Source organism: Edaphobacter bradus (assembly GCF_025685645.1).
In the GTDB taxonomy this organism is placed as follows: Bacteria; Acidobacteriota; Terriglobia; order Terriglobales; family Acidobacteriaceae; genus Edaphobacter; species Edaphobacter bradus.
Map to the genome: position 1 here is coordinate 661,750 of NZ_JAGSYF010000002.1, position 20,223 is coordinate 681,972.

At 59.6% G+C, this 20,223-nt stretch carries 17 protein-coding genes; 7 read left to right on the top strand and 10 right to left on the bottom strand.

Annotated features, from left to right (window positions below; all coding sequences use genetic code 11):
• Positions 1–66: 66 nt before the first annotated feature.
• From OHL16_RS08765 to OHL16_RS08790, 6 genes are all read right to left on the bottom strand, one after another.
• A complete protein-coding gene (locus OHL16_RS08765; RefSeq protein ID WP_263366733.1) occupies positions 67–1,818 on the bottom strand; it encodes an ABC transporter ATP-binding protein in 1,752 nt (583 codons plus the stop codon).
• Positions 1,819–1,992: 174 nt separating this feature from the next.
• A complete protein-coding gene (locus OHL16_RS08770) occupies positions 1,993–2,151 on the bottom strand; it encodes a hypothetical protein (RefSeq protein ID WP_263366734.1) in 159 nt (52 codons plus the stop codon).
• Between the two features lie 179 nt (positions 2,152–2,330).
• Entirely contained in the window at positions 2,331–2,843 is a 513-nt protein-coding gene (locus OHL16_RS08775; protein WP_263366735.1) for a hypothetical protein, read from the bottom strand.
• A gap of 17 nt (positions 2,844–2,860) precedes the next feature.
• Positions 2,861–3,616 (bottom strand): succinate dehydrogenase/fumarate reductase iron-sulfur subunit, encoded by a 756-nt coding sequence (locus tag OHL16_RS08780; RefSeq protein WP_263366736.1) that lies wholly within the window; start codon positions 3,614–3,616, stop codon positions 2,861–2,863.
• A gap of 12 nt (positions 3,617–3,628) precedes the next feature.
• Complete coding sequence (locus tag OHL16_RS08785) at positions 3,629–5,356, bottom strand: FAD-binding protein (protein ID WP_263366737.1); 1,728 nt, start codon at positions 5,354–5,356, stop codon at positions 3,629–3,631.
• A complete protein-coding gene (locus OHL16_RS08790; protein WP_263366738.1) occupies positions 5,353–6,108 on the bottom strand; it encodes a succinate dehydrogenase in 756 nt (251 codons plus the stop codon). The genes OHL16_RS08785 and OHL16_RS08790 overlap by 4 nt, the downstream gene beginning before the upstream one ends.
• Positions 6,109–6,453: 345 nt before the next feature.
• Here OHL16_RS08790 and OHL16_RS08795 point away from each other — a divergent pair, with 345 nt between their 5' ends.
• Both OHL16_RS08795 and OHL16_RS08800 read left to right on the top strand, forming a co-directional pair.
• A complete protein-coding gene (locus OHL16_RS08795; protein ID WP_263366739.1) occupies positions 6,454–9,999 on the top strand; it encodes a carboxypeptidase regulatory-like domain-containing protein in 3,546 nt (1,181 codons plus the stop codon).
• A gap of 98 nt (positions 10,000–10,097) precedes the next feature.
• Positions 10,098–11,627, top strand: a complete 1,530-nt coding sequence (locus OHL16_RS08800; RefSeq protein WP_263366740.1) for a GH39 family glycosyl hydrolase — start codon at positions 10,098–10,100, stop codon at positions 11,625–11,627.
• Between the two features lie 6 nt (positions 11,628–11,633).
• On the opposite strand, the gene OHL16_RS08805 is transcribed toward OHL16_RS08800, so the two are convergent.
• The 4 genes from OHL16_RS08805 to rpsU all read right to left on the bottom strand — a co-directional run bounded on the left by OHL16_RS08805 (position 11,634) and on the right by rpsU (position 13,772).
• Positions 11,634–11,912, bottom strand: a complete 279-nt coding sequence (locus OHL16_RS08805; RefSeq protein ID WP_263366742.1) for a DUF2277 domain-containing protein — start codon at positions 11,910–11,912, stop codon at positions 11,634–11,636.
• Between the two features lie 20 nt (positions 11,913–11,932).
• Positions 11,933–12,841 carry an MBL fold metallo-hydrolase gene (locus tag OHL16_RS08810; RefSeq protein WP_263366743.1) on the bottom strand — a complete coding sequence of 303 codons (909 nt, stop codon included), beginning with the start codon at positions 12,839–12,841 and terminating at the stop codon, positions 11,933–11,935.
• 55 nt (positions 12,842–12,896) lie between these two features.
• On the bottom strand, positions 12,897–13,292 hold the full coding sequence (locus OHL16_RS08815) for a zinc-ribbon domain containing protein (RefSeq protein ID WP_263366744.1): 396 nt from the start codon (positions 13,290–13,292) through the stop codon (positions 12,897–12,899).
• 282 nt (positions 13,293–13,574) lie between these two features.
• Positions 13,575–13,772: a 30S ribosomal protein S21 gene (gene rpsU / locus OHL16_RS08820; protein ID WP_014267628.1), complete on the bottom strand. Its 198-nt coding sequence runs from the start codon at positions 13,770–13,772 to the stop codon at positions 13,575–13,577.
• 263 nt (positions 13,773–14,035) lie between these two features.
• Here rpsU and OHL16_RS08825 point away from each other — a divergent pair, with 263 nt between their 5' ends.
• From OHL16_RS08825 to OHL16_RS08845, 5 genes are all read left to right on the top strand, one after another.
• Positions 14,036–14,575 (top strand): gamma carbonic anhydrase family protein, encoded by a 540-nt coding sequence (locus OHL16_RS08825; RefSeq protein WP_263366745.1) that lies wholly within the window; start codon positions 14,036–14,038, stop codon positions 14,573–14,575.
• Positions 14,576–14,654: 79 nt separating this feature from the next.
• Positions 14,655–15,947: a histidine--tRNA ligase gene (hisS, locus tag OHL16_RS08830; protein ID WP_263366746.1), complete on the top strand. Its 1,293-nt coding sequence runs from the start codon at positions 14,655–14,657 to the stop codon at positions 15,945–15,947.
• 52 nt (positions 15,948–15,999) lie between these two features.
• A complete protein-coding gene (aspS, locus tag OHL16_RS08835) occupies positions 16,000–17,847 on the top strand; it encodes an aspartate--tRNA ligase (RefSeq protein WP_263366747.1) in 1,848 nt (615 codons plus the stop codon).
• Between the two features lie 149 nt (positions 17,848–17,996).
• Positions 17,997–19,865 carry a glycoside hydrolase family 127 protein gene (locus tag OHL16_RS08840; protein WP_263366748.1) on the top strand — a complete coding sequence of 623 codons (1,869 nt, stop codon included), beginning with the start codon at positions 17,997–17,999 and terminating at the stop codon, positions 19,863–19,865.
• 179 nt (positions 19,866–20,044) lie between these two features.
• Positions 20,045–20,203, top strand: a complete 159-nt coding sequence (locus tag OHL16_RS08845; protein ID WP_263366749.1) for a hypothetical protein — start codon at positions 20,045–20,047, stop codon at positions 20,201–20,203.
• Positions 20,204–20,223 lie beyond the last annotated feature (20 nt).

Here is a 20,223-nt window from a genome sequence, read left to right on the forward strand (position 1 = left end):
CCGCCGAGGCAGGGGATGCGGTTCGCTTAACTGATTGGTCCTGTTGGGTAAGATGCCGGGAAGAGCTTACCTGTAGCTTGCGGCCTGCATCTCAAACATGCTGGCGTAGAGTCCTTTTCTGGCCATCAATTGCTGATGACTGCCTTCTTCAATCAAGCGGCCGCCGGACAGTACCACGATGCGATCGGCCATGCGCACGGTAGAAAATCGGTGCGAAATCAACAGGGCCATCTTGCCTTCGGTCAATTCGGCGAATCGTTCAAAGACTTCAAGCTCACTGCGCGCATCAAGGGCTGCAGTTGGCTCGTCCAGAATGAGCAGCTGGGCGTCGCGAAGATAGGCGCGGGCAAGGGCCATCTTCTGCCACTCTCCGCCGGAGAGTTCGACACCGCCCTCGAAGCGGCGGCCAAGCATCTGGTCGTAGCCACCGGCAAGCTTGCTCACGACCGTATCAGCAAGGCTCTTTTGAGCGGCGAGTTCAATCTCGTCCTGCTGATGCTGCTGATCGACACGGCCTACGGCAATATTTTCACGCGCAGTCATCTCGAAACGCATGAAGTCCTGAAAGATGACGCCAATTTGCCGGTGAAGATCTTCAAGTGAATATTCGCGCAGGTCGACTCCGTCCAACAGGATTTGTCCTTCCGTGGGGTCGTAGAGCCGCGTGATCAGCTTGACCACAGTCGTTTTGCCCTGGCCATTTTCTCCTATCAGAGCGATCCTTTCTCCTGGCGAAAGTGTGAGAAAGAAGTTCTTTAAAACTCTCCGCTCGGTCCCGGGATAGGCAAAGGAAACATTGCGAAACTCGAAGCCATGTTGAATCGGCTTCGGTGCAGGCAATCCATTGGGTTTGGATTGCACGGTCGGCTCCATCTCGAAGAAAGCAATCAAGTCGGTGAGGAAGAGGGCTTGATCGGCGATACCGGAAGCGGTGGAGAAGACTTGCTGCAGATTGGAGCTTGCCTGCTGAATTGCAGCAGTCAAGAAAGTAAACTGCCCAATGTCGTAAGCCCCTCCGAGCGTTCGCCAGATAACGTACACATAGGCTCCGTAGTACCCCAATGTTCCGAGGATGCCGAGCAGTCCGCCGACAAATAGCTTCGATCGTGAAAGGGCAACGTCTTCGTTGTAGATCTGGTTCGCAAGAGCCTGAAATCTGCCGGTGAAGAATTTGTTGAGCCCAAAAAGCTTTACCTCTTTGGCGCCTTCGCGACTTCCGGCCACTTGGCGAAGGTAGTCCATCTGCCGCTTAGCTGGGGTCTGGCGAAAGTTTTTGGCGTAGCCCAGAAATGCATAATGGGTTTCGCCAAGGAACGACGGAAGGACGCCAATGGCAAGCAACAGGATCAGCCACGGGGAGGCCCACGCCAGGGCTGCAGAAAACACCAGGGTGGTTATGACCTGTTGAATCAAACGCCCCATCTGCTGGATCATCGCCAGACGGTCGGTCGCTTGCACTCGCGCCCGCTCGAGGCGGTCATAGAAAAGAGGGTTTTCATAAGTTGTCAGGTCAAGCCGAGCAGCCTGCTCCATGACGCGAACACTGACGTGCTGGGTGTAACGATTCGCGAGGAGCGAATCCGAATAGTCGATGGCCCGCGTGATCAGCCCTAGAAAGATATTGAGGGCGACCTCAGTTGCGACTAAGCCCCAGAAATGGGAGGGCAGAGGACCGCCGCGCAAGACCCCCGCGATGCCGGTAATGATGTACTGAGCAACCTTGGCGACTGCGAAGGGAAGTACTGCAAGGATGACTCGCAGTCCAAGCCCCCACGATACGACGACCGGTCCCGACTCCCAGAGGATGCGGAGGACCATAGGCACATTTCGAAGTGCGAGCAGCCTGTCACGCCATGGAGTCCCAGCATTCAAGTCTTTCAAAGCGCTCCTAAGCCCTTGGGAGATTCGCAATCGCGATATTTATCAGACGCAGGTATGTCCCCCAGGGCAGCGGCCAACTCACCTTCCCAGAGCTGCCAGACAGATATCACCCTAGTCCGGCTGCGACACGAACAGGGCGGCAAAAGCAGCCATAAAACACCGTCCCGCAACTACATCGCTTGCGGCTGTGTCGCTAGTCAATTGATGAGGAGTTGTTCCGAAGAGATGCCCGCCGCCCTGCAGCCGACCCGGGTGCTGTAGGACGGTCATCCTTGCCTCTTCAGCTCTCGTAAGGTGATCGTGTCCGGTTCAAATTTTTCATGTGGTGCCGGGAGAACGGATAGATAACCGCCCGCTTGTGGCAAAATCCATAAAATCAACGAGTTTGCCCTTGCGAAGGGGTGTGGGATGGTTGAAACAGACGGTCTTCTAGAGAGACTGCCACAGAGTTACTTATATGTCGGCGGCGCGTCCTGGGCCTCGAGCGGAGCGCCTTCTTGCTCCCATACGTAGGATGGTGTTTGCAGGAGGCGCACGCAGCGATTCCAGCGAAGGATCGCATCGTCGTTTCCCGGAGCACGGAGTTTTTCAGCCTCTCCAAACGCGCGCAGGGCTTCCTCGAAGAGCGGCAGGAGCATATGAGGTGGCTGTCCGGCGCGGAGTTGCGCCTTCCCCCGCCGTTCGTACAGGATGCCCGCGTAGTAGAGACGTTCGTAACGATCAGTGAGCTGCTGGAAGGTTTTTTCCGCTTCCAGGTAACGATCAGACCCACTGCCGTTGAACTGATCCGTAAGGGCAAGCCCCAGCAAACGCAATGCAAGTTGATGCCGCGGATCGATGGCCAGGATATCGCGACAGATCGACTCTGCCTCTTCCGGTTCGTTGAGGCAACGGTAGAGTTCTGCCTTTGAAACAGCCTCGGCGATCCCCGCGGTTGAAATGTGCTTCAGCTCGTATTTCATGGTCTTTTCCTCTACGCCTAAACTTTCTTAGCGCCGCGTATCTTACGGACCAGCATCAGCAGCGGATCATAGAACTCATCCACCACGCGCTCCTTCAGCGGGATGATGGCATTGTCCGTGATATGGATATCTTCAGGGCACACCTCGGTGCAGCATTTCGTGATGTTGCAAAGCCCAATACCGAGGTTCTCCTTCAACACGCGTGTTCGGGAGACGCCGTCGAGCGGGTGCATTTCGAGCGAGGCCGTACGCACGAAGAACCGTGGCCCTCCGAACTGCTCCTGCTTGCCGTGCTCGCGCAGTACGTGGCAGACGTTCTGGCAAAGGAAGCACTCAATGCACTTGCGAAATTCCTGCACGCGGTCCACGTCGCGCTGATACATCTTCCACGCGACGCCTGGGCGTGGGCTGAAGGGTGGGATTTTCTTGTTGACGGTAAAGTTCCAGGAGACGTCGGTGACGAGGTCCTTGATCACTGGAAAGGCCTTCATGGGGAAGATGGTGATGGGCTGATCGAGAGGGAGAGAGTCCATGCGCGTTTTGCAGGTGAGCCGCGGCCGGCCATTAACCTCGGCCGAGCACGAGCCACATTTGCCCGCCTTGCAATTCCACCGCACGGCCAGGTCGGGTGCCTGGTGCGACTGAACGGAGTGCAGGGCGTCGAGCACGACCATTCCAGGGACAAGAGGTACACGATAGTCCGCGGGCGCTCCACCTTTGCTGTCGCCCCGGAAGACCCGCAACGTCGCTTCTGCGAATGAGCCCTGAGCCATCGTCAGCCTCCGCTACTTTGGTGCGCTCTCTTCTGCAAACAGTTGCTTCAGATCATCGGGCATCTCAAGGACAGGGCTTTCGACGAGGGTCATCGTGCCAGCCTTCTTGACCACGACATTATGCTTCTTTCCCCATGCATCGTCCAGAGCCGGGTAGTCAATGCGGCTGTGCGCACCACGGCTCTCCCGGCGCGCAAGCGCGCTTCGGGTCACTGCTTCAGCGACGGTCAACATGCTGTGCAGATCCCACGCGAGGTGCCATCCCGGATTGAAGAGCCGCGAGCCTTCAACGCGCACTCGAGCTGCGCGCTCGCTCAGTTTCTCGAGCTGTGACAAAGCCTGGCGGAGATCTTCTTCGTTGCGAAAGATGCCGACGAGGCTCTGCATGGCGCCCTGCAGGTCTTCGTGAATGGCGTAGGGGCTGTCGCCATCAGGCCGCTCGAAGGGCGTTAGCATACTACGTTCCGCTTCCTGGATTTGCGAGGAATCGATCGTGGGCGCTGCACATCGCCTGGCCTGCTCTGCGGCCGCCAATCCCGCTCGCCGGCCAAACACCAGCAGATCGGAGAGTGAGTTGCCGCCGAGCCGGTTTGCTCCGTGGAGCCCGACCGCTGCTTCTCCCGCCGCGAACAGCCCCGGGATCGATGCCTGTGCAGTCTCTGCGTCCACACGGATGCCCCCCATCATGTAGTGACACGTCGGGCCGACCTCCATGGGGCCCTTCGTGATGTCCACATCCGCCAGCTCGAGAAACTGGTGATACATGCTGGGTAGCTTGCGCTTTACGTAGTCGGCCGGCTTGTGAGAGATATCGAGGAATGCGCCTCCATGCTCGGTTCCGCGGCCCTCACGCACCTCGGTGTAGATGGAGCGCGCAACCACGTCGCGAGTAGAGAGCTCAAGTTTCTTTGGGTCGTAGCGCTCCATGAAGCGCTCGCCGTCCTTGTTGCGAAGGATCCCTCCCTCGCCGCGCACGGCTTCAGTCACCAGAATGCCTTGCACTCCCGGTGGCCATACCATGCCGGTGGGATGAAACTGCACGAACTCCATGTCCATCAACTCGGCGCCCGCGTCATAGGCGAGCGCCATGCCATCGCCTGTGTACTCCCAGGAGTTCGACGTGATCTTCCAGGCCTTGCCGATGCCTCCAGTGCAGATGACCACAGACTTGGCTTTGAAGATGACGAAGCGGCCCTGCTCACGCCAGTAGCCGAAGGCCCCGGCGATACGGTCGCCGTCTTTGAGCAGCCGCGTGATCGTGCACTCCATATATACGTCGATGCCCAGGTGCACGCCGCGATCCTGTAAGGTGCGGATCATCTCCAGTCCAGTGCGATCACCGACATGGCACAGCCGCTTAAACGTATGGCCGCCGAAGGCTCGTTGCAGGATCTCGCCATTCTCGGTGCGGTCGAATAGCGCTCCCCACTGCTCCAGCTCGCGCACCCGTTCAGGGGCTTCCGTAGCGTGGAGCTGGGCCATGCGCCAGTTGTTCAGAAACTTCCCGCCACGCAACGTGTCGCGGAAGTGCGTGCGCCAGTCGTCCGCCTCATCAACGTTCGCCATCGCCGCGGCGATACCGCCTTCGGCCATAACCGTGTGCGCTTTGCCGAGCAGAGACTTGCACACAACGCCGACACTCACACCCTGGGCCAAGGCTTCGATTGCGGCTCGAAGACCCGCCCCGCCGGCGCCGATGATGAGTACGTCGTGCTCGTGGGTTTCGTAGTTGGAGTTCATAGCAGCCGGAAGTCCCTCAGGACACCCGCAGACACCACACGCACGTAGAGATCGGCCAGACCCACGGAGAAAAGACTCATCCATGCAAAGAGCATGTGGCGTTCATTCAACCAACTGAGCCATCGCCAGGTAGTGTGTCGCGGGCCGCCGAATGCCGTGCAGGAGAAGCAATCGAGCTTTCCTCCCGCCAGGTGACGCAGGGAGTGGCAAGAAAAAGTGTAGAGAGTCAGCAGAGAGATATTTGCCAGGAGGACGAGTGAACCCACGCCAACGCCAAATCCGTTCTGGAAAAAGAAACCGCGAATTGCATCTCGCCAGAGGAAGAAGAGATACACAATTGCGAGATAAAGGAACCAGCGATGGAGATTTTGAAGAATGAAAGGAAAGGAGGTTTCACCACGGTACGCACCCTTCCTTCCTTCGCCGACCGCGCAACCCGGCGGATCCAGAAAGAAAGCCCGATAGTACGCCTTTCGATAGTAGTAGCAGGTCGCGCGGAAGCCGAGCGGCCCGATCAGAACCAGAAGGGCAGGAGAAAGCCGCCACCAATGGTGCTCAGGATCGATCAGCGGAGAATAAAACGGAGAGAGGTAAGGCCCCCACTCGTAGAACCTCCCTTCGAAGGCTCGAAAGGTGGCGTAGACGGTGAACAGGCCTAGAACTGCGACCACCGGCAAAATTTCAACCCACCACGCATCCTGTCGGAGTGTGCTGCCGAAACCGCTGGCCCGATTAGCAGAAGATCTAGCCATGGGTGCCTCACGTCGGACATAGACTAGCCGCAAAACAAACTTTTGCAAATCAGAATTTTCACGTGATTCGAGCGGCGAAGCGAATCAGGAGAGCCCATGAATGGCCTCCTGGGCGGCTGCTGCAGCGATCATACTTGCACATTCAGCCGCGAGTTCTGCTGCCCCCGCGGAGAGCCAAATGTAAAGCGTTATCAGCTGTGACTGGGCACACAGTTTTCGGGGCCTTGTTTGGGCGATCCCGTTTGACATCTGTTTTCTGGCGGGAGCATAGTGTCCGGCAGCTTAGAACGTTGGCCCAACATATCCCGTTGCTGAGAAATCGTTTACTCAGGAGGCTCGACGTATATGCATCTCTCAAAGACAAGGGACAGCCATTTATTTTCTCCGCGCGCGCTTGTGCGTCTCTGCCTGGCGCTGGGCGCACTTCTCGTTAGCTCCCAACTAGTACAGGCGCAGTTCCGCGCCTCAATTCAGGGCACCGTCCTGGATCCTGATGGCGCAGTGATCCCCGGCGCCACTATCACGCTCAAAGACAACGACACGAATAACACTCGGACAACGACCTCAAACAGCGCGGGCGTGTACAACTTCGGCGCCCTGGGGCCCGATCACTACACCCTCTCTGCCTCAGCCACCGGCTTTCAGGACAAGGCCATCCAGAATCTGACCATCACCCCTGAGCAAGCCAACTCGATCAACCTGCAGCTCGATCCCGGCGCGGCAGCCACCACGATCAACGTGGCTGCCGAGTCAATTCCCGCGCTCGACACAGAGACAGCAAATATCGGCGGCACTGTCACCAGCAACGATATTGAACACCTGCCCTCAGTCAATCGCGATGTCTTCACGCTGACCCAGTTGGTACCTGGTGTTGTCAGCGACGGATCGCAAGCTGCTGGTGGCGGTGTCTATAACACCCCCGGCAATCAGGGCCCGGGCGGTTCCGGCGCAGGAGGTCAGCCCCCGACGGAAAACGGTCCCCAGGCCAACTCCAACGGCCAGCAGTACGAGGCCAACAGCATTTCGATCGACGGAATCAGCACGGTCAGCGCGGTGTGGGGCGGTACTACGGTCATCACGCCTAACCAGGACTCGATCAGCAACGTAAGAATCGTCACGAACGATTACGACGCTGAGAACGGCCGTTTCAGCGGTGCGCAGACGATGGTCACTTCGAAGAGCGGGACCAATCAACTCCATGGGAGTCTCTTCTTTGCGCTTCACAGGCCAGGTCTGAACGCTTACCAGCGGTTTACCGGAGTGGGTAAACCAATCAAAGATACGGCTCGCTTCAACCAGTATGGCGGCAGCATCGGCGGCCCCATCCTGAAGAACAGGATCTTTGCCTTCTTTGCGTATGAGACAACGCCGAATAGCTCGACCACCATAAGCACAGGTTGGTACGAAACGCCGGCCTTCGACGGTCTGGCCCGCACCGGCAGCATCGCCTCGCAGTTCCTGACCTTTCCGGGATCAGCTGTCAGGACCACTGGAATCATTACCGCCGGTGAGACATGCGGCAACATCGGTCTTGTGGAAGGCGTCAACTGCCGTACCATTGCCGGCCAGGGGCTGAACATCGGCTCTCCGCTCACGTCTCCTCTGGGAACACAGGATCCGACGGCAACAGGCACCTCCCCGAATCCAGGAGTGGGGAGTGGTCTGTCGAATGTGGCGGACATTGCTGACTACGGCGTCGCCTTCCCCTCCTCCTCCAATTACAAGCAATACAACGGCCGCATGGATGCAGACGCCACCAAGAAAGACCACCTCTCCTTCACCATCTACTGGGTTCCGTTTTCGAACACGTTCTACAACGGCGGCGCCCGTGACTACAACCTGTTCACTCACAATCAGACGAACGACGCCTTTGCTGTGATCTGGAATCGCGTCATCTCCGCAACCTTCCTCAACGAAGCGCGCGCGAACGCTGCCGGTTGGCGCTGGAATGAGATCGCAGACAACCCCACGCAGCCGGTTGGATTGCCGCAGGCCACAATCAACCAGATCGGCTCGATTACGCTCAATCAGTTCGGCACCAACCTGGGGAGCGTTCTGAATCAGTGGACGTACACTTACAAGGATGTCGCTACCAAGGTCTTCGGCCCCCACACCATCAAGTTCGGTGGGGAGTTCACCAATCTGCGTTACCTCAACAATCCCATCGGGCGGCCGTTCTATAACTTCTACAACGTCTGGGATTTTCTCAACGATGCTCCGCAGTTAGAGCAAGGCAACTTCAACACGGTAACCGGGTTTCCCGGAGGAAACCGGCAAGACGACCGTGAGAACATATATGGATTTTTCGTTCAGGATTCCTGGAAGGCCCTGCCAAACCTGACGATCTTTGCCGGACTGCGGTACTCGTATTTTGGCGCCCTCCATAACAAGCAGAACACCCTGAGCGTCGCCCGGTTAGGTGGAGGCACAAACCTCTTTACGGGCATTCATATGAAGCAAGGCGGAGATTTGTGGAATCCGCAGAAACTCAACTTTGGACCGCAGGTAGGTTTCAACTGGAGCCCGACGCAGCTCAACGGGAAGCTCGTGCTGCGCGGCGGATATGGGCTGAACTACAACCAGCAAGAGATCGCCATCTCGGCGAATGCGGGTTTCAATCCGCCATCGCAGGGCTTCTATAGCTTTTCGTTCGCCAGTCCTACCAACCCCGGTCCGAATGGTGGAAAGATTCTCTATGGAATTTCGAGCAACCCGCATTCCTTGAATGGTTTCGCGTCGAATCCTAACACCATTACCACCTACAACTCGGCGTTCCTTCCGACAACGGGCAGTGCGAGTGTCACTAGCTTCGGTGATCCTGTCGGCGGACTTCCCACCGCGTATAGCCACCACTATTCCCTGGAGGTCCAGTACGACCTGGGCCACCAGCTCGTCGCCTCGGTGGGTTACCAGGGCAGTTCGTCGCGCTATCTGATTACGCAGGTGAATCAAAATGCCGCCGGCCTGGTGGAAGGCGTGCCGTTGAACCCGCTTATTACGAACCTGGACCACTACGGGAACGACGGTACTTCCAATAACAATCAGTTCCTCGCGGAATTGAGGCACTCGTTTTCGCATCGCTTCTCCGTCGACGCGCAGTTCTTCTGGGCGAAGAGCATAGATAACGGTTCGGGCCCCTTTGAAGAAGACCCTTACTATCCCTACAATCCCACCTTTTCCCGTGGGCGCTCCGACTACAACATTGGCAAGTCCTTCAAGCTCTTTGGCCTGTGGCAGCCGGTGATCTTCCGTGGAGATAAGGCATGGCTTGAAAAGATCCTTGGCACCTGGACGCTCAGCGGAATCCTGAACCTTCACACGGGTTTTCCATGGTCACCTACCTACGGGATAACGCAATCACTGTATTGTCAACTTTGCGGTTACTTCAACGTGCGCGGCCGTTATCTTGGCGGAGCAGGAAACTCGCACAGCAACGATGCCTTCAAGAAGGGAAGCAACTTCGCCGGGATTCTGACGGGAGAACAGAAAACGCAAGCAGCTGTCAACGGCAATTCCACGGTTGTCGCCTATTCCAACAAGTACTTCTCCGTGCCGAATTTTCAATCGGCTGTAACGTGGGCAAGCCCCACTGGCTTCCCGGCGCCAAATATGGCACTGCCTCCGCTACCAGGTTCGTCGCGCAACTCCTTCGATGGTCCGAATTACAGGAATCTTGATCTCTCGCTGACCAAGGGATTCGGGTTTCCGAATACTCGCGTTCTTGGTGAGAATGCGAAGTTCGAAATCCGTGCTGATTTCTTGAACCTGTTCAACCTTCTGAACCTCAATCCACAAAGCGTCTCGAACAACATCAACGCCGCAAACTTCGGGATGGATACTACTGCCCTCGGGGCAAGAACCATCAGCTTCCAGCTCCGCTTCAGCTTCTAAGCTGATGCCGGGCTGCCTGTGGCCAAAGAGGGTGCCCGAATGAGCACCCTCTTTTTTCAAAGACCAGTCAAGATGAGATCGAACGAAGCGGGAAGAAGATGATGCGTATCCTCAGGAGCCCGAGCCTTTGTGCCGCTGGACTTCTCCTTGTCACCGGTCTCGGCGCGCCCTCACACGCCAACGCCCAGCAACCTGAACAGATCACCATCGACGCCCGCGCTACTGCCACACCTTTCCCTCACTTCTGGGACCAGATGTTCGGCTCCGGCCGTGCGGCGCTGGCCCTGCGCCAGAGCTACCAGAACGACCTCACCGCAGTGAAAGCAATCACGGACCTGCACTACCTTCGCTTCCACGCCATCCTGCACGATGAGCTCGGCGTCTACAACGAAGACGAGCACGGCAATCCCGTCTACAACTTCGTTTATGTCGATCAGATTTACGACAGCCTGCTTGCTCAGGGCGTGCGTCCGGTCGTCGAGATCAGCTTCATGCCCAGGAAGCTCGCCTTCAACCCCGATGCTCTTCATCCCTTCTGGTACAAGCAGAACGTCTCGCCGCCCAAGAGCATGGAGCGCTGGGATGACCTGATCCGTGCGCTCGCGCAAAACCTCGTCGGTCGCTACGGCATTGAGGAAGTCGCGCAATGGTACTTCGAGGTCTGGAACGAGCCCAACATCGATTTCTGGGGTGGGATTCCGCGTCAGGAATCCTACTTCGACCTCTACGCCCACACCGCGCGCGCGCTGAAATCCGTCAGCCCTCGCCTGCGCGTTGGCGGCCCAGCGACCGCTGCGGCTACCTGGGTCCCTGAGTTCCTCAGCTTCGCCGCGACGAGCCACGTCCCCGTCGACTTCGTCTCCTCGCACGCCTACGATGACGAGCCCGTAGAACGCCTCCTCGGCACCAACGAGGTCATTCCGCAGGAAGACCGCACCTGTGCCGCTGTCGCCAAGGTGCGCCGTCAGATTGATGCCTCGCCAATGCCGCATCTTCCGCTGCTCTGGACCGAGTGGAACGTTCCCGGTATGAACCAGCTGCGCGACACGCCATACGTCGGCCCAGCGCTCGCTGAGGCCATTCGCACCTGCGACGGCCATGTCGACTATCTCTCGTTCTGGACCTTCTCCGATGTCTTCGAAGAGGGCGGTCCGGCGCCACGGTCATTTCAAGGTCAGTTTGGCCTTCGCGCTACCGGAGGCATCAACAAGGCGAGCTTCTATGACTACGCGCTGCTCCATCAGCTCGGGACCGAGCGCATCGCGAACCCCTCGCACAACGCAATCGTCACCCGCCTGCCGGACGGCTCTCTCGCGATCGCGGTGTGGAACCTCGCCGCGGTCGACCAGCCCGCTGCGCCGCGACGCATCACGCTGCAAATCAACGGTCTCGCAAAAGACGCGCCCGTCTCTCTTCAGCGCGTCGACGAGGACCACAGCAACGTACTCAAACCGTACGCAGCGATGGGAAGCCCAGTGTATCCATCCCCTGCCCAGGTTAAGCAGCTGAATCGCGAAACCGCCCTGCCTCCACCCGAACGCCACGTCCTGCAAGACAGCACTCTCACCCTGGACCTGAATCCGAATACGCTCGTCCTGCTCAATGTAGGCGTAAGCAAAGCCCGGTGACGACGCTCACGCAGTCTCAGGCCGAAATCGATTCGCGCCGCGCGCTTTGGCCTTAGCTGCCTCTTCTTCGCGGTTCCTTGGAGGTGCATGCGTCTCAAGCGCGGCGAGTAGCTGCGTGGAGACAGCAGCTACTCCATCCACTGCAGCCTGAAACGCCGCCTCGTTAGCCTTTGACGGTTTGTTGAAGCCGCTGATCTTTCTGACGAACTGAAGAGAGGCGTTGCGAACCTCAGCGTCGGTGACGGGAGGATCGAAGTTGAAAAGCATTTTGATGTTTCGGCACATTTCTCAAAAACCTCAACAGCTCATTTTGCGACGACGGGTTTACCTTTTTCGTTGACTGTGATGTGGGACATCGGTGTTGCATGGTCATGGGTGAACAGAACAAGCCACTTCTCGGGAATAGCTCGCTGATAGAAACGCTTGCGCTGCGAGATGGACTCCAGCGGGTCGAGGTCGTAGCCCATCACCCAGGTGGGGTCGAGGTGCGCGCTGGTGGGGATAAGGTCGGAGATGTAGCAGGCGTGCTCGGTGGCTCCCCCGTGCGATTTCGACTCAATGTGGACGGCCATGAGCTGGCGGGTGTGACCGGGGAAGAGCTCGACCGAGATGCCGGGCACGATCTGCGGATTGGCGCGGATACCGTCCGTGGAGAGCAGCGTCATCTGACCGGATTCGACGAGCGGGTCGTAGTTGGGCGAGAGATAGGCGACGCGGTCGCGATCAAGCTGCAGGTGCCCATGCTCGACTTCGCCGCGGTGCGCGAAGTAGCGCGCGTTCGGGAACGTCGGTGTGACGCGGCCGTCTGAGTGGAGTGTCGTGTTCCAGCCGCAGTGGTCGAAGTGGAGATGAGTGTTGATGACGATGTCGACCTCTTCCGGGCGGACGCCGGCGGCGGCAAGGGATCGCGGCAGCAGTTCCTGGTTGCAGTGGATCTCGCGCATCTTCTCGTTCTGCTTGTTGCCGATGCCGGTCTCGATGACAACGGTGTGCTGGCCCGTCCGGACAACGACAGTATTCAACCCGAGGAGGATGCGGTTCTGGTCGTCGGCGGGAGCGCGCTTCTCCCAGAGTGGCTTGGGGACGACGCCGAACATGGCTCCGCCGTCGAGCCGGTAGGTCCCGTCCGTGCAGACGGTGAGCTCGAAGTCTCCAACACGGGTGCGGGCGCGTACGAGATCTGACGCGGCAAGGGGTACGGCAACAACAGACATGGCAGTCTCCGCACCCAATCGTATTGGATGGAGGTGGAGACGGCCAAGCCGAGGTTCAGGCTCGCGGTGCCTGCGCAGCGGCGGCCATCAGCTCAGCGGATACAGGCGACGCGGCGGGGACGGAGGCTACAGGCTTTGGGGATGACTCCGCAGCACGCTGCTTGTTCTGGAAGCACTGGCGGCAGAGTACAGGGCGCCCCTGCGTTGGCCTAAAGGGGACAGTGGTCTCAATGCCGCACTCGGAGCAGTGGGTGCGGGTCTCAGTGCGTGAGATCCCCGCCGCGGCTGGGCCGGATCCGGCACGCAGCCCGGCGCGCCTGCTCTTGCACGGCTTGCAGCGCTTGGGGTCGTTCTTGAACTGCTTGTCGAAGAAGAAGAGTTGTTCGCCGGCAGTGAAGATGAACTCACAGCCACAGTCTGCACATGTCAGTAGCCGATCTACGAATTCCATAGCCGCGTCTCCCGTGATGCGGAAAGCAAGGCTGAAGGCTCGTGACCCTGAGGAAAGGAGAAAGTCTTCCGAGCAATCAACCTGGATGGGGTCTTGGTACTTCTCGACTTCTCGGTTGCTGGGGCCCGGGATCCGCGAATGCGCGGAGTGGTTCAGAGCGGGCCGGTACTCCGGCGCCGGTTTCAGTTGTTGCCAGCCTCGGCGGGAGTCCTTGGCTGGTGAGGGAAGGCCGTCTCCAATTCTCGGAAAACGCGGAGACGGCCGACACAGTGGGAGCCTGTTTTAGTCCTGCTCCTTACGGACCTTCTTGCGATTACGCTTGCGAGCGAGCGCTTCTTTCACGCGCTTCTTTTCGCCGGGCTTGAGGTAGAAAGAGTGGCGCTTGACCTCCTTGATGATGTCCTCGGTCTGCACCTTGCGCTTGAAACGGCGCAGGGCATTCTCAAGGGGTTCGCCCTCTTGTACACGTACTTCTGCCACGAAAAATACACCTCCAAACGGTCCCGATGGGGTACATCTCAGGATACCCTGTTTTCGGTCGTTCCTGTTCCATAAATCATTGAAGAAACGCGCGTCAAGGGCGTCTTTTGGAAATTCGGCCTCCCTTGCCCGAGGACTAGCACCCGGGTACTCCAGACCCTCCGGATGAAGAATGGCACGCAAGTTGCTCACATTTAGCCGCTTGGGTGCAAGTGGAGCCGCATTGCCTCTCGGCCTACGGGCTGCAGAGTAGAATCGCCAGCATGATTCGGAGTTACCAAGGAGTTGTTCCGGTAATACCGGCCAGTTGCTACGTCGACCCCTCGGCACAGGTAATCGGTGATGTCACTCTGGGTGACCATGCCAGCGTTTGGATGAACGCCGTCGTGCGGGGAGACGTGAACTCGATCCGCATCGGCGCAGAGAGCAATGTGCAGGACTGCGCGGTGCTCCACGGGATGCGGTACAAGTACCCGGTGATCGTCGGCGAGATGGTGACAATCGGCCACAACGCCACAGTGCACGGATGCGTGATCGAGGACGCAGTGCTGGTAGGGATCGGCGCGGTGATCCTGAACAATGCGCGTATCGGCGAGGGGTCGATCATCGCCGCCGGTGCAGTAATTCCGGAACAGACAGCAATTCCGCCGAACTCACTAGTGGCAGGCGTTCCGGGCAAGGTGAAGAAGACGCTCGGCGAAGAAGACCGGAAGTTGATTCTGATGTACGCGCAGAATTATCTGGACTACACGAAGATCTATCTGGCGGAGGCGGTCAGGCTCGCTGCGAAAGTGAACGGCTGACCGGCTCGATCTGGGCGGTTCCGATGCGATGACGCGGCGAAGGCCTGAGAATTCGGCCGGATTCGCTACACTGGAAAGAATGGCTATTTTGAAGGCAGTGCGGGGCACGCGGGATCTCCTGCCGCCCGAGACGGAGTTGTGGAACAAGGTGGAGGCCGCGGCGCGGAGCGTCTTTGCGCGGTATGGGTTTGGCGAGATTCGCACGCCGGTCTTTGAGACGACCGAGCTGTTCGCACGCGGGGTGGGCGAGGAGACGGACATCGTCTCCAAGGAGATGTACACGTGGGAGGACCGCGGCCGCGCCGAGAGCGACCGCGGCCAGAGCCTGACGCTCCGACCAGAAAATACGGCGGGCGTCGTGCGCGCCTACATCGAGCACAAGATGGGCGAGACCGGCTCGCTGCAGAAGCTCTTCTACATCGGCCCGCAGTTCCGTCGCGAGAGGCCGCAGCGCGGGCGGTACAGGCAGTTCTGGCAGATCGGCGCGGAGGTGATCGGGCCGGCGTCGTCGGGCTCCGAGAGCCCGGTGCGCGACGCCGAGGTGCTGGAGATGCTCGCCACGCTGCTGGATGAGCTGGGAATCAAGGGCTGGCGGCTGGCGCTGAACTCGGTGGGGTCGACGGCTGATAGACAGCGGTATAGCGTGGCTCTGCGCGAGGCGCTGGCTCCGGTGAAGCATCGGATGTGCGAGGACAATCAGCGGCGGGCGGAGACGAATCCACTGCGCGTGCTGGACTCGAAGGACGAGGGCGACCAGGAGATCATCAACGGACTGCCGAAGATTGCGGACTATCTCGGTGAGGATTCGCGGGAGCACTTCGCGCAGGTGAAGGCGGCGCTCGACGCGTGTGGCGTCCCCTACGTGGTCGATCCGCGGCTGGTGCGCGGGCTGGACTACTACACGCGGACAACCTTCGAGTTCACGGTGCCCGACGGCAGCGGGCTGGGAACGCAGAATGCTCTGCTCGGCGGAGGCCGGTATGACGGGCTCTCGGAGATGCTGGGCGGACCGAAGGCCCCTGGGATTGGTTTCGCTATCGGCGAAGACCGCCTGATCCTGACGCTGCACGCTCAGGCTACCAAGGCGCACTCGAAGAAGCTGGACGCGTATATCGCTCCGATGGGCGTGGAGCGGAATGCCGCGGCGCTGGAGCTGGCTCGCGAACTGCGTCGCGCAGGGCTGGCGGTTGAGGTAGGCGATGGGAGCTTTCGGTTGAAGAAGTCGTTTGACGCGGCGGATAAGGTGGCTCGGAAGATTGTGATTCTTGGCGAGGACGAAGTTGCGTCGGGTATCGCGACCGTAAAGGACTTTGCCTCGGGTGAGCAGACGAAAGTAGCACGGGCCAAGCTGGCGGTACTTTTGAAGGGTTAGTCCGTACGGCTGTAAGGATAGCTGCACGGAAATTCGTACAATAGGAAGCATTGTGACACTAGACTTTTTAGGTGGTTTAGAGCGGACGCACACGTGTGGCGTGTTGCGCGTGGATAACGCTGGGCAAGACGTGGTGCTGATGGGCTGGGTGAACCGGCGGCGCGACCACGGCAACCTGATCTTTCTCGACGTGCGGGACCGGACAGGCATCACGCAGGTGGTGCTGGATAAGGAAGTCTCGAACGCTGCGCATGAGAAGGCTGAGGCGGCGCGGTCCGAGTACGTCGTCGCCGTGAAGGGCCGCGTACGGCGGCGCGGCACGGGGCTTGAGAACCCGAACATGGCGACCGGCGCAATCGAAGTGGTCGCGCGTGAGATGCTGCTGCTGAACGAAGCGAAGACGCCTCCCTTCTCGCCCGCCGAGGACGCGATTGCAAACGAAGAGGTGCGGCTGAAGTACCGCTATCTCGACCTGCGGCGCAGCGAGATGCAGGACAACTTCGCGCTGCGGCACAGAGTGGCGCAGGCGATTCGCGGATATCTGTCGGACAACGGCTTCCTCGAGATCGAGACGCCGTTCATGACGCGCTCGACGCCGGAGGGCGCGCGTGATTACCTCGTTCCGAGCCGCGTGCATCCAGGCCACTTCTACGCGCTGCCGCAGTCGCCGCAGATCTTCAAACAGATCCTGATGATCTCCGGCTTCGACCGCTACTTTCAAGTCGCGCGCTGCTTCCGCGACGAGGACCTGCGCGCCGACCGTCAGCCCGAGTTCACCCAAATCGACCTGGAGATGACCTTCCCCACGCAGGATGCGGTCTTTCGCGTGGTCGAGGGCTTCCTCACGGCTGCGTTCCGCACAGCCGGGATCGAGCTGACGGCGCCGTTCGTGCAGATGACCTATGACGAGGCGATCCACCGCTACGGCATCGACAAGCCGGACATGCGGCTTCCCGCGCTGACCGAGCTGACCGATGAGCTGACGCCGGAGCTGCGCGAGCAGTTGAAGATCGAGCAGAAGCTGCCAGTGCTGGGCTTCGTGATTCCGAAGGCCGGCGGCCTAAGCGGAACGCAGCGGCGCGCGCTGGTCGATGACATCCGCAAGGAGTTCGGCGACTGCGGGCTCGACTCGCTCGATGTGGCGCGGCTGAAGACGAACCCTGCCTTCGCGCCGTTGGCCGATGTGATTGAGTCAAGGCTGGCGGCTGAGCCCACGCTCGAGAACGGAGTGGCTGACGACGACCTCATCATCGTCATCACGCCGAAGCTGGGGACGCCGGAGAAGTGGAACTACGATCCGCAGTGGATCTACAAGCGCGTCGGCGCGTTGCGGCTCACTCTCGCGCAGAAGTTCGCCGACCAGCACGGCCGCTTCACCAAGACCGGCACCGAGGCCGACTACAGGTTCCTGTGGGTCACCGACTTCCCCATGTACGAGTGGGACGAGGAGACGAGGACCTGGGTCGCCGCGCACCATCCCTTCACCTCGCCGCACGAAGACGACATCAAGTCCGGCAAGCTGACGAACGATAAGGGCGCGGTGCGCGCGCTGGCCTACGACATCGTGCTCAACGGCACGGAGCTGGGCTCGGGGTCGATCCGTATCCACCGGCAGGACGTGCAGGCGGAGATCTTCCGCTCGCTCGGCATGTCAGACGCCGAGGCGAAGGAGCGCTTCGGCTTCTTCCTCGACGCGCTGGAGTACGGCACGCCCCCGCATGGCGGTATCGCGCTGGGGCTGGATCGCATCGTAATGATCCTCGCGGGCGCACAGAGCCTGCGCGAGGTCATCGCCTTCCCGAAGACCGCCAAGGCGATCGACCTGATGGTGGATGCGCCTACTCCGGTGAGCGAGCAGCAGATGAAGGAGCTGCATTTGAAGATCGTTTCGCGAAGCTAGGATTGAGATATCCGCTCTTTTAGTTGCGACGATTGACCGGACCCAGCGATCTGACGCAGGGTTGGTGCGCAGTACGTTGCCGTGGATGATGACAACTCTGTCGTCGCTGTTGCATGATGTTGCGGGCAACTCGGAGGCGGCTCATCTAAATGTGTAAGTCAGAGAAGATGGTGGGGATTTCACGCAGAGGGTTTCTTCAGGCGGGTTCTCTGGCGGCTGCGGCGGTTGCCAGCAATGGGTTGTTGGGCCGCGTGGCGTGGGGTGCGGAGGCCCCTGGGGCGGCTCCGCTTGCAGAGTTTGGCTACGGCGATGTGATCCTCGCGAGCGATCTGCACGAGTCGCAGCTGTGGACCACCCATGATGTGCTGATGGCGCTGAGCGAGGACAGCCTGCTGAAGCCTTTCCGGCAGATGTCCGGGATGCCCGCGCCGGGCGAGGACCTTGGAGGGTGGTACCAATACAATCCCGACTACGACCATCTCAAGAACTTTGACGCCGGTTTCGCTCCGGGGTGCACCTTTGGGCAATGGGTGTCGGCGCTGGCGCGCGTCTATGCCATTACCGGAGACGAGACGACGCGCGAAAAGGTTCTGCGGCTGAACCGGCTGTATGCGCAGACCATCGCGGGGGACTTCTACGAGAAGAGCCGCTTTCCGGCATACACCTATGACAAGCTGTTGCTTGGACTGCTCGATTCGCACACGTACGTGAAGGACCCGCAGGCGCTGGCGATTCTGGAGCAGACAACGAACACGGCGCTGCCGCACCTGCCGGGGCATGCTGTGGAACATGACGTTATGTGGCGGCCGGATAAGGATCCGCATGACGTCTCGTGGACCTGGGACGAGTCCTACACCAATCCGGAGAACATGTTTCTGGCTTACCAGCGCGGCGCGGGCCGGCGGTATTACGACCTGGGACTTGCGTACCTCCATGACAAGATCTGGTTCGATCCACTCTCACGCAATGAGAACGTGCTGAATGGCAGGCACGCGTACAGTTATGTGAACTCCCTGAACTCGGCCATGATGGCGTACATGGTGGCGGGAAGCGAGAAGCATCTGCGCGCAGCTAAGAATGCCTTTGCCATGGTGCAGGAGCAGAGCTTTGCGACGGGCGGGTGGGGTCCGGATGAGCTGCTGCGCGCGCCGGGCAGCAGCGATGTCTACGACAGCCTGACCAAAACCCACCACAGCTTTGAGACTCCGTGCGGCTCGTATGCTCACTTCAAGCTGACGCGGTATCTGCTGCGCGTGACCCGCGATGCCCGCTACGGCGACAGCATGGAGCGCATGATGTACAACACCGTGCTGGGCGCGAAGCCACTACAGGAGAACGGGGAGAACTTCTACTACGCCGACTGCAACTTCAACGGGAAGCGGGTCTATAAAGAAGCCCACTGGGCATGCTGCTCGGGCACGCTCCCGCAGGTGGCGGCGGACTACCGGATCAATACGTATTTTCGCGGGCCGCAGGCTGTGTATGCGAATCTTTACCTGCCTTCGACGCTGCGATGGACTGAGAACGGAGTCGCACTCTCGCTGACGCAGGAGGGCGAGTATCCCTACGAGGACCATGTCGCTTTCACGGTGACGAGTTCTCTGCCCACGGAGCTGACAATCAACTTCCGCATTCCGTCATGGGCGGAGGGAGCGTCGGTTTTTGTGAACGGAAAGCAGCAGAAGGGGTTGGCGGTCCCAGGACAGTTTGCCGCGATACGGCGCGAGTGGAAGACCGGAGACCGCGTGGAGCTGGAGCTTCCGCTGAAGGTCAGGCTCGAGACGATCGATTCGCAGCACCCGGATACGGTCGCGCTGCTGCGCGGACCGCTGGTGCTGATGGCGGTGAAACAGAAGCAGGAGGGTCCGGTACCCAGGGTGACGCGGGAACAACTGCTGGCGGCGAAGCGGGTGAGCGAACGGCAGTGGCAGGTGAGCTCGGCGAATGGGCCGGTGACGATGCTGCCGTTCACGTCGATGGGTGACCTGCCCTATACGACGTATGTGAAGGTGGGCTGAGCGGACGCGTGCCTCTTCGATGATGGCTCTCTAATTCGACGGTTCTCTAGTTCGGCGATGACTTTCTAATTCATCCAGCGCTTGTCGTTGGGGTCGCGGCGCAGCTCGTCGGGATCATGTAGCGGCCGTCCTTGTCGAAATGGACCTCGCGGTTCTGCTTCCGCATGTAGACCTCGAACTTGCGCATCGTAATGATTCTCGCGGGCGCACAGAGCCTGCGCGAGGTCATCGCCTTCCCGAAGACCGCCAAGGCGATCGACCTGATGGTGGATGCGCCTACTCTGGTGAGCGAGCAGCAGATGAAGGAGCTGCATCTGAAGATCGTGAGCCGGGGCTAGGGATTCCGGCGTCGACTCGA

Excerpts from the sequence above, each read along its gene's own strand:
- OHL16_RS08765 (WP_263366733.1), bottom strand. The coding sequence starts at position 1,818 with ATGGTCCTCCGCATCCTCTGGGAGTCGGGACCGGTCGTCGTATCGTGG.
- OHL16_RS08770 (WP_263366734.1), bottom strand. The coding sequence starts at position 2,151 with ATGACCGTCCTACAGCACCCGGGTCGGCTGCAGGGCGGCGGGCATCTC.
- OHL16_RS08775 (WP_263366735.1), bottom strand. The coding sequence starts at position 2,843 with ATGAAATACGAGCTGAAGCACATTTCAACCGCGGGGATCGCCGAGGCT.
- OHL16_RS08780 (WP_263366736.1), bottom strand. The coding sequence starts at position 3,616 with ATGGCTCAGGGCTCATTCGCAGAAGCGACGTTGCGGGTCTTCCGGGGC.
- OHL16_RS08785 (WP_263366737.1), bottom strand. The coding sequence starts at position 5,356 with ATGAACTCCAACTACGAAACCCACGAGCACGACGTACTCATCATCGGC.
- OHL16_RS08790 (WP_263366738.1), bottom strand. The coding sequence starts at position 6,108 with ATGGCTAGATCTTCTGCTAATCGGGCCAGCGGTTTCGGCAGCACACTC.
- OHL16_RS08795 (WP_263366739.1), top strand. The coding sequence starts at position 6,454 with ATGCATCTCTCAAAGACAAGGGACAGCCATTTATTTTCTCCGCGCGCG.
- OHL16_RS08800 (WP_263366740.1), top strand. The coding sequence starts at position 10,098 with ATGATGCGTATCCTCAGGAGCCCGAGCCTTTGTGCCGCTGGACTTCTC.
- OHL16_RS08805 (WP_263366742.1), bottom strand. The coding sequence starts at position 11,912 with ATGTGCCGAAACATCAAAATGCTTTTCAACTTCGATCCTCCCGTCACC.
- OHL16_RS08810 (WP_263366743.1), bottom strand. The coding sequence starts at position 12,841 with ATGTCTGTTGTTGCCGTACCCCTTGCCGCGTCAGATCTCGTACGCGCC.
- OHL16_RS08815 (WP_263366744.1), bottom strand. The coding sequence starts at position 13,292 with ATGGAATTCGTAGATCGGCTACTGACATGTGCAGACTGTGGCTGTGAG.
- OHL16_RS08825 (WP_263366745.1), top strand. The coding sequence starts at position 14,036 with ATGATTCGGAGTTACCAAGGAGTTGTTCCGGTAATACCGGCCAGTTGC.
- hisS (WP_263366746.1), top strand. The coding sequence starts at position 14,655 with ATGGCTATTTTGAAGGCAGTGCGGGGCACGCGGGATCTCCTGCCGCCC.
- OHL16_RS08840 (WP_263366748.1), top strand. The coding sequence starts at position 17,997 with ATGTGTAAGTCAGAGAAGATGGTGGGGATTTCACGCAGAGGGTTTCTT.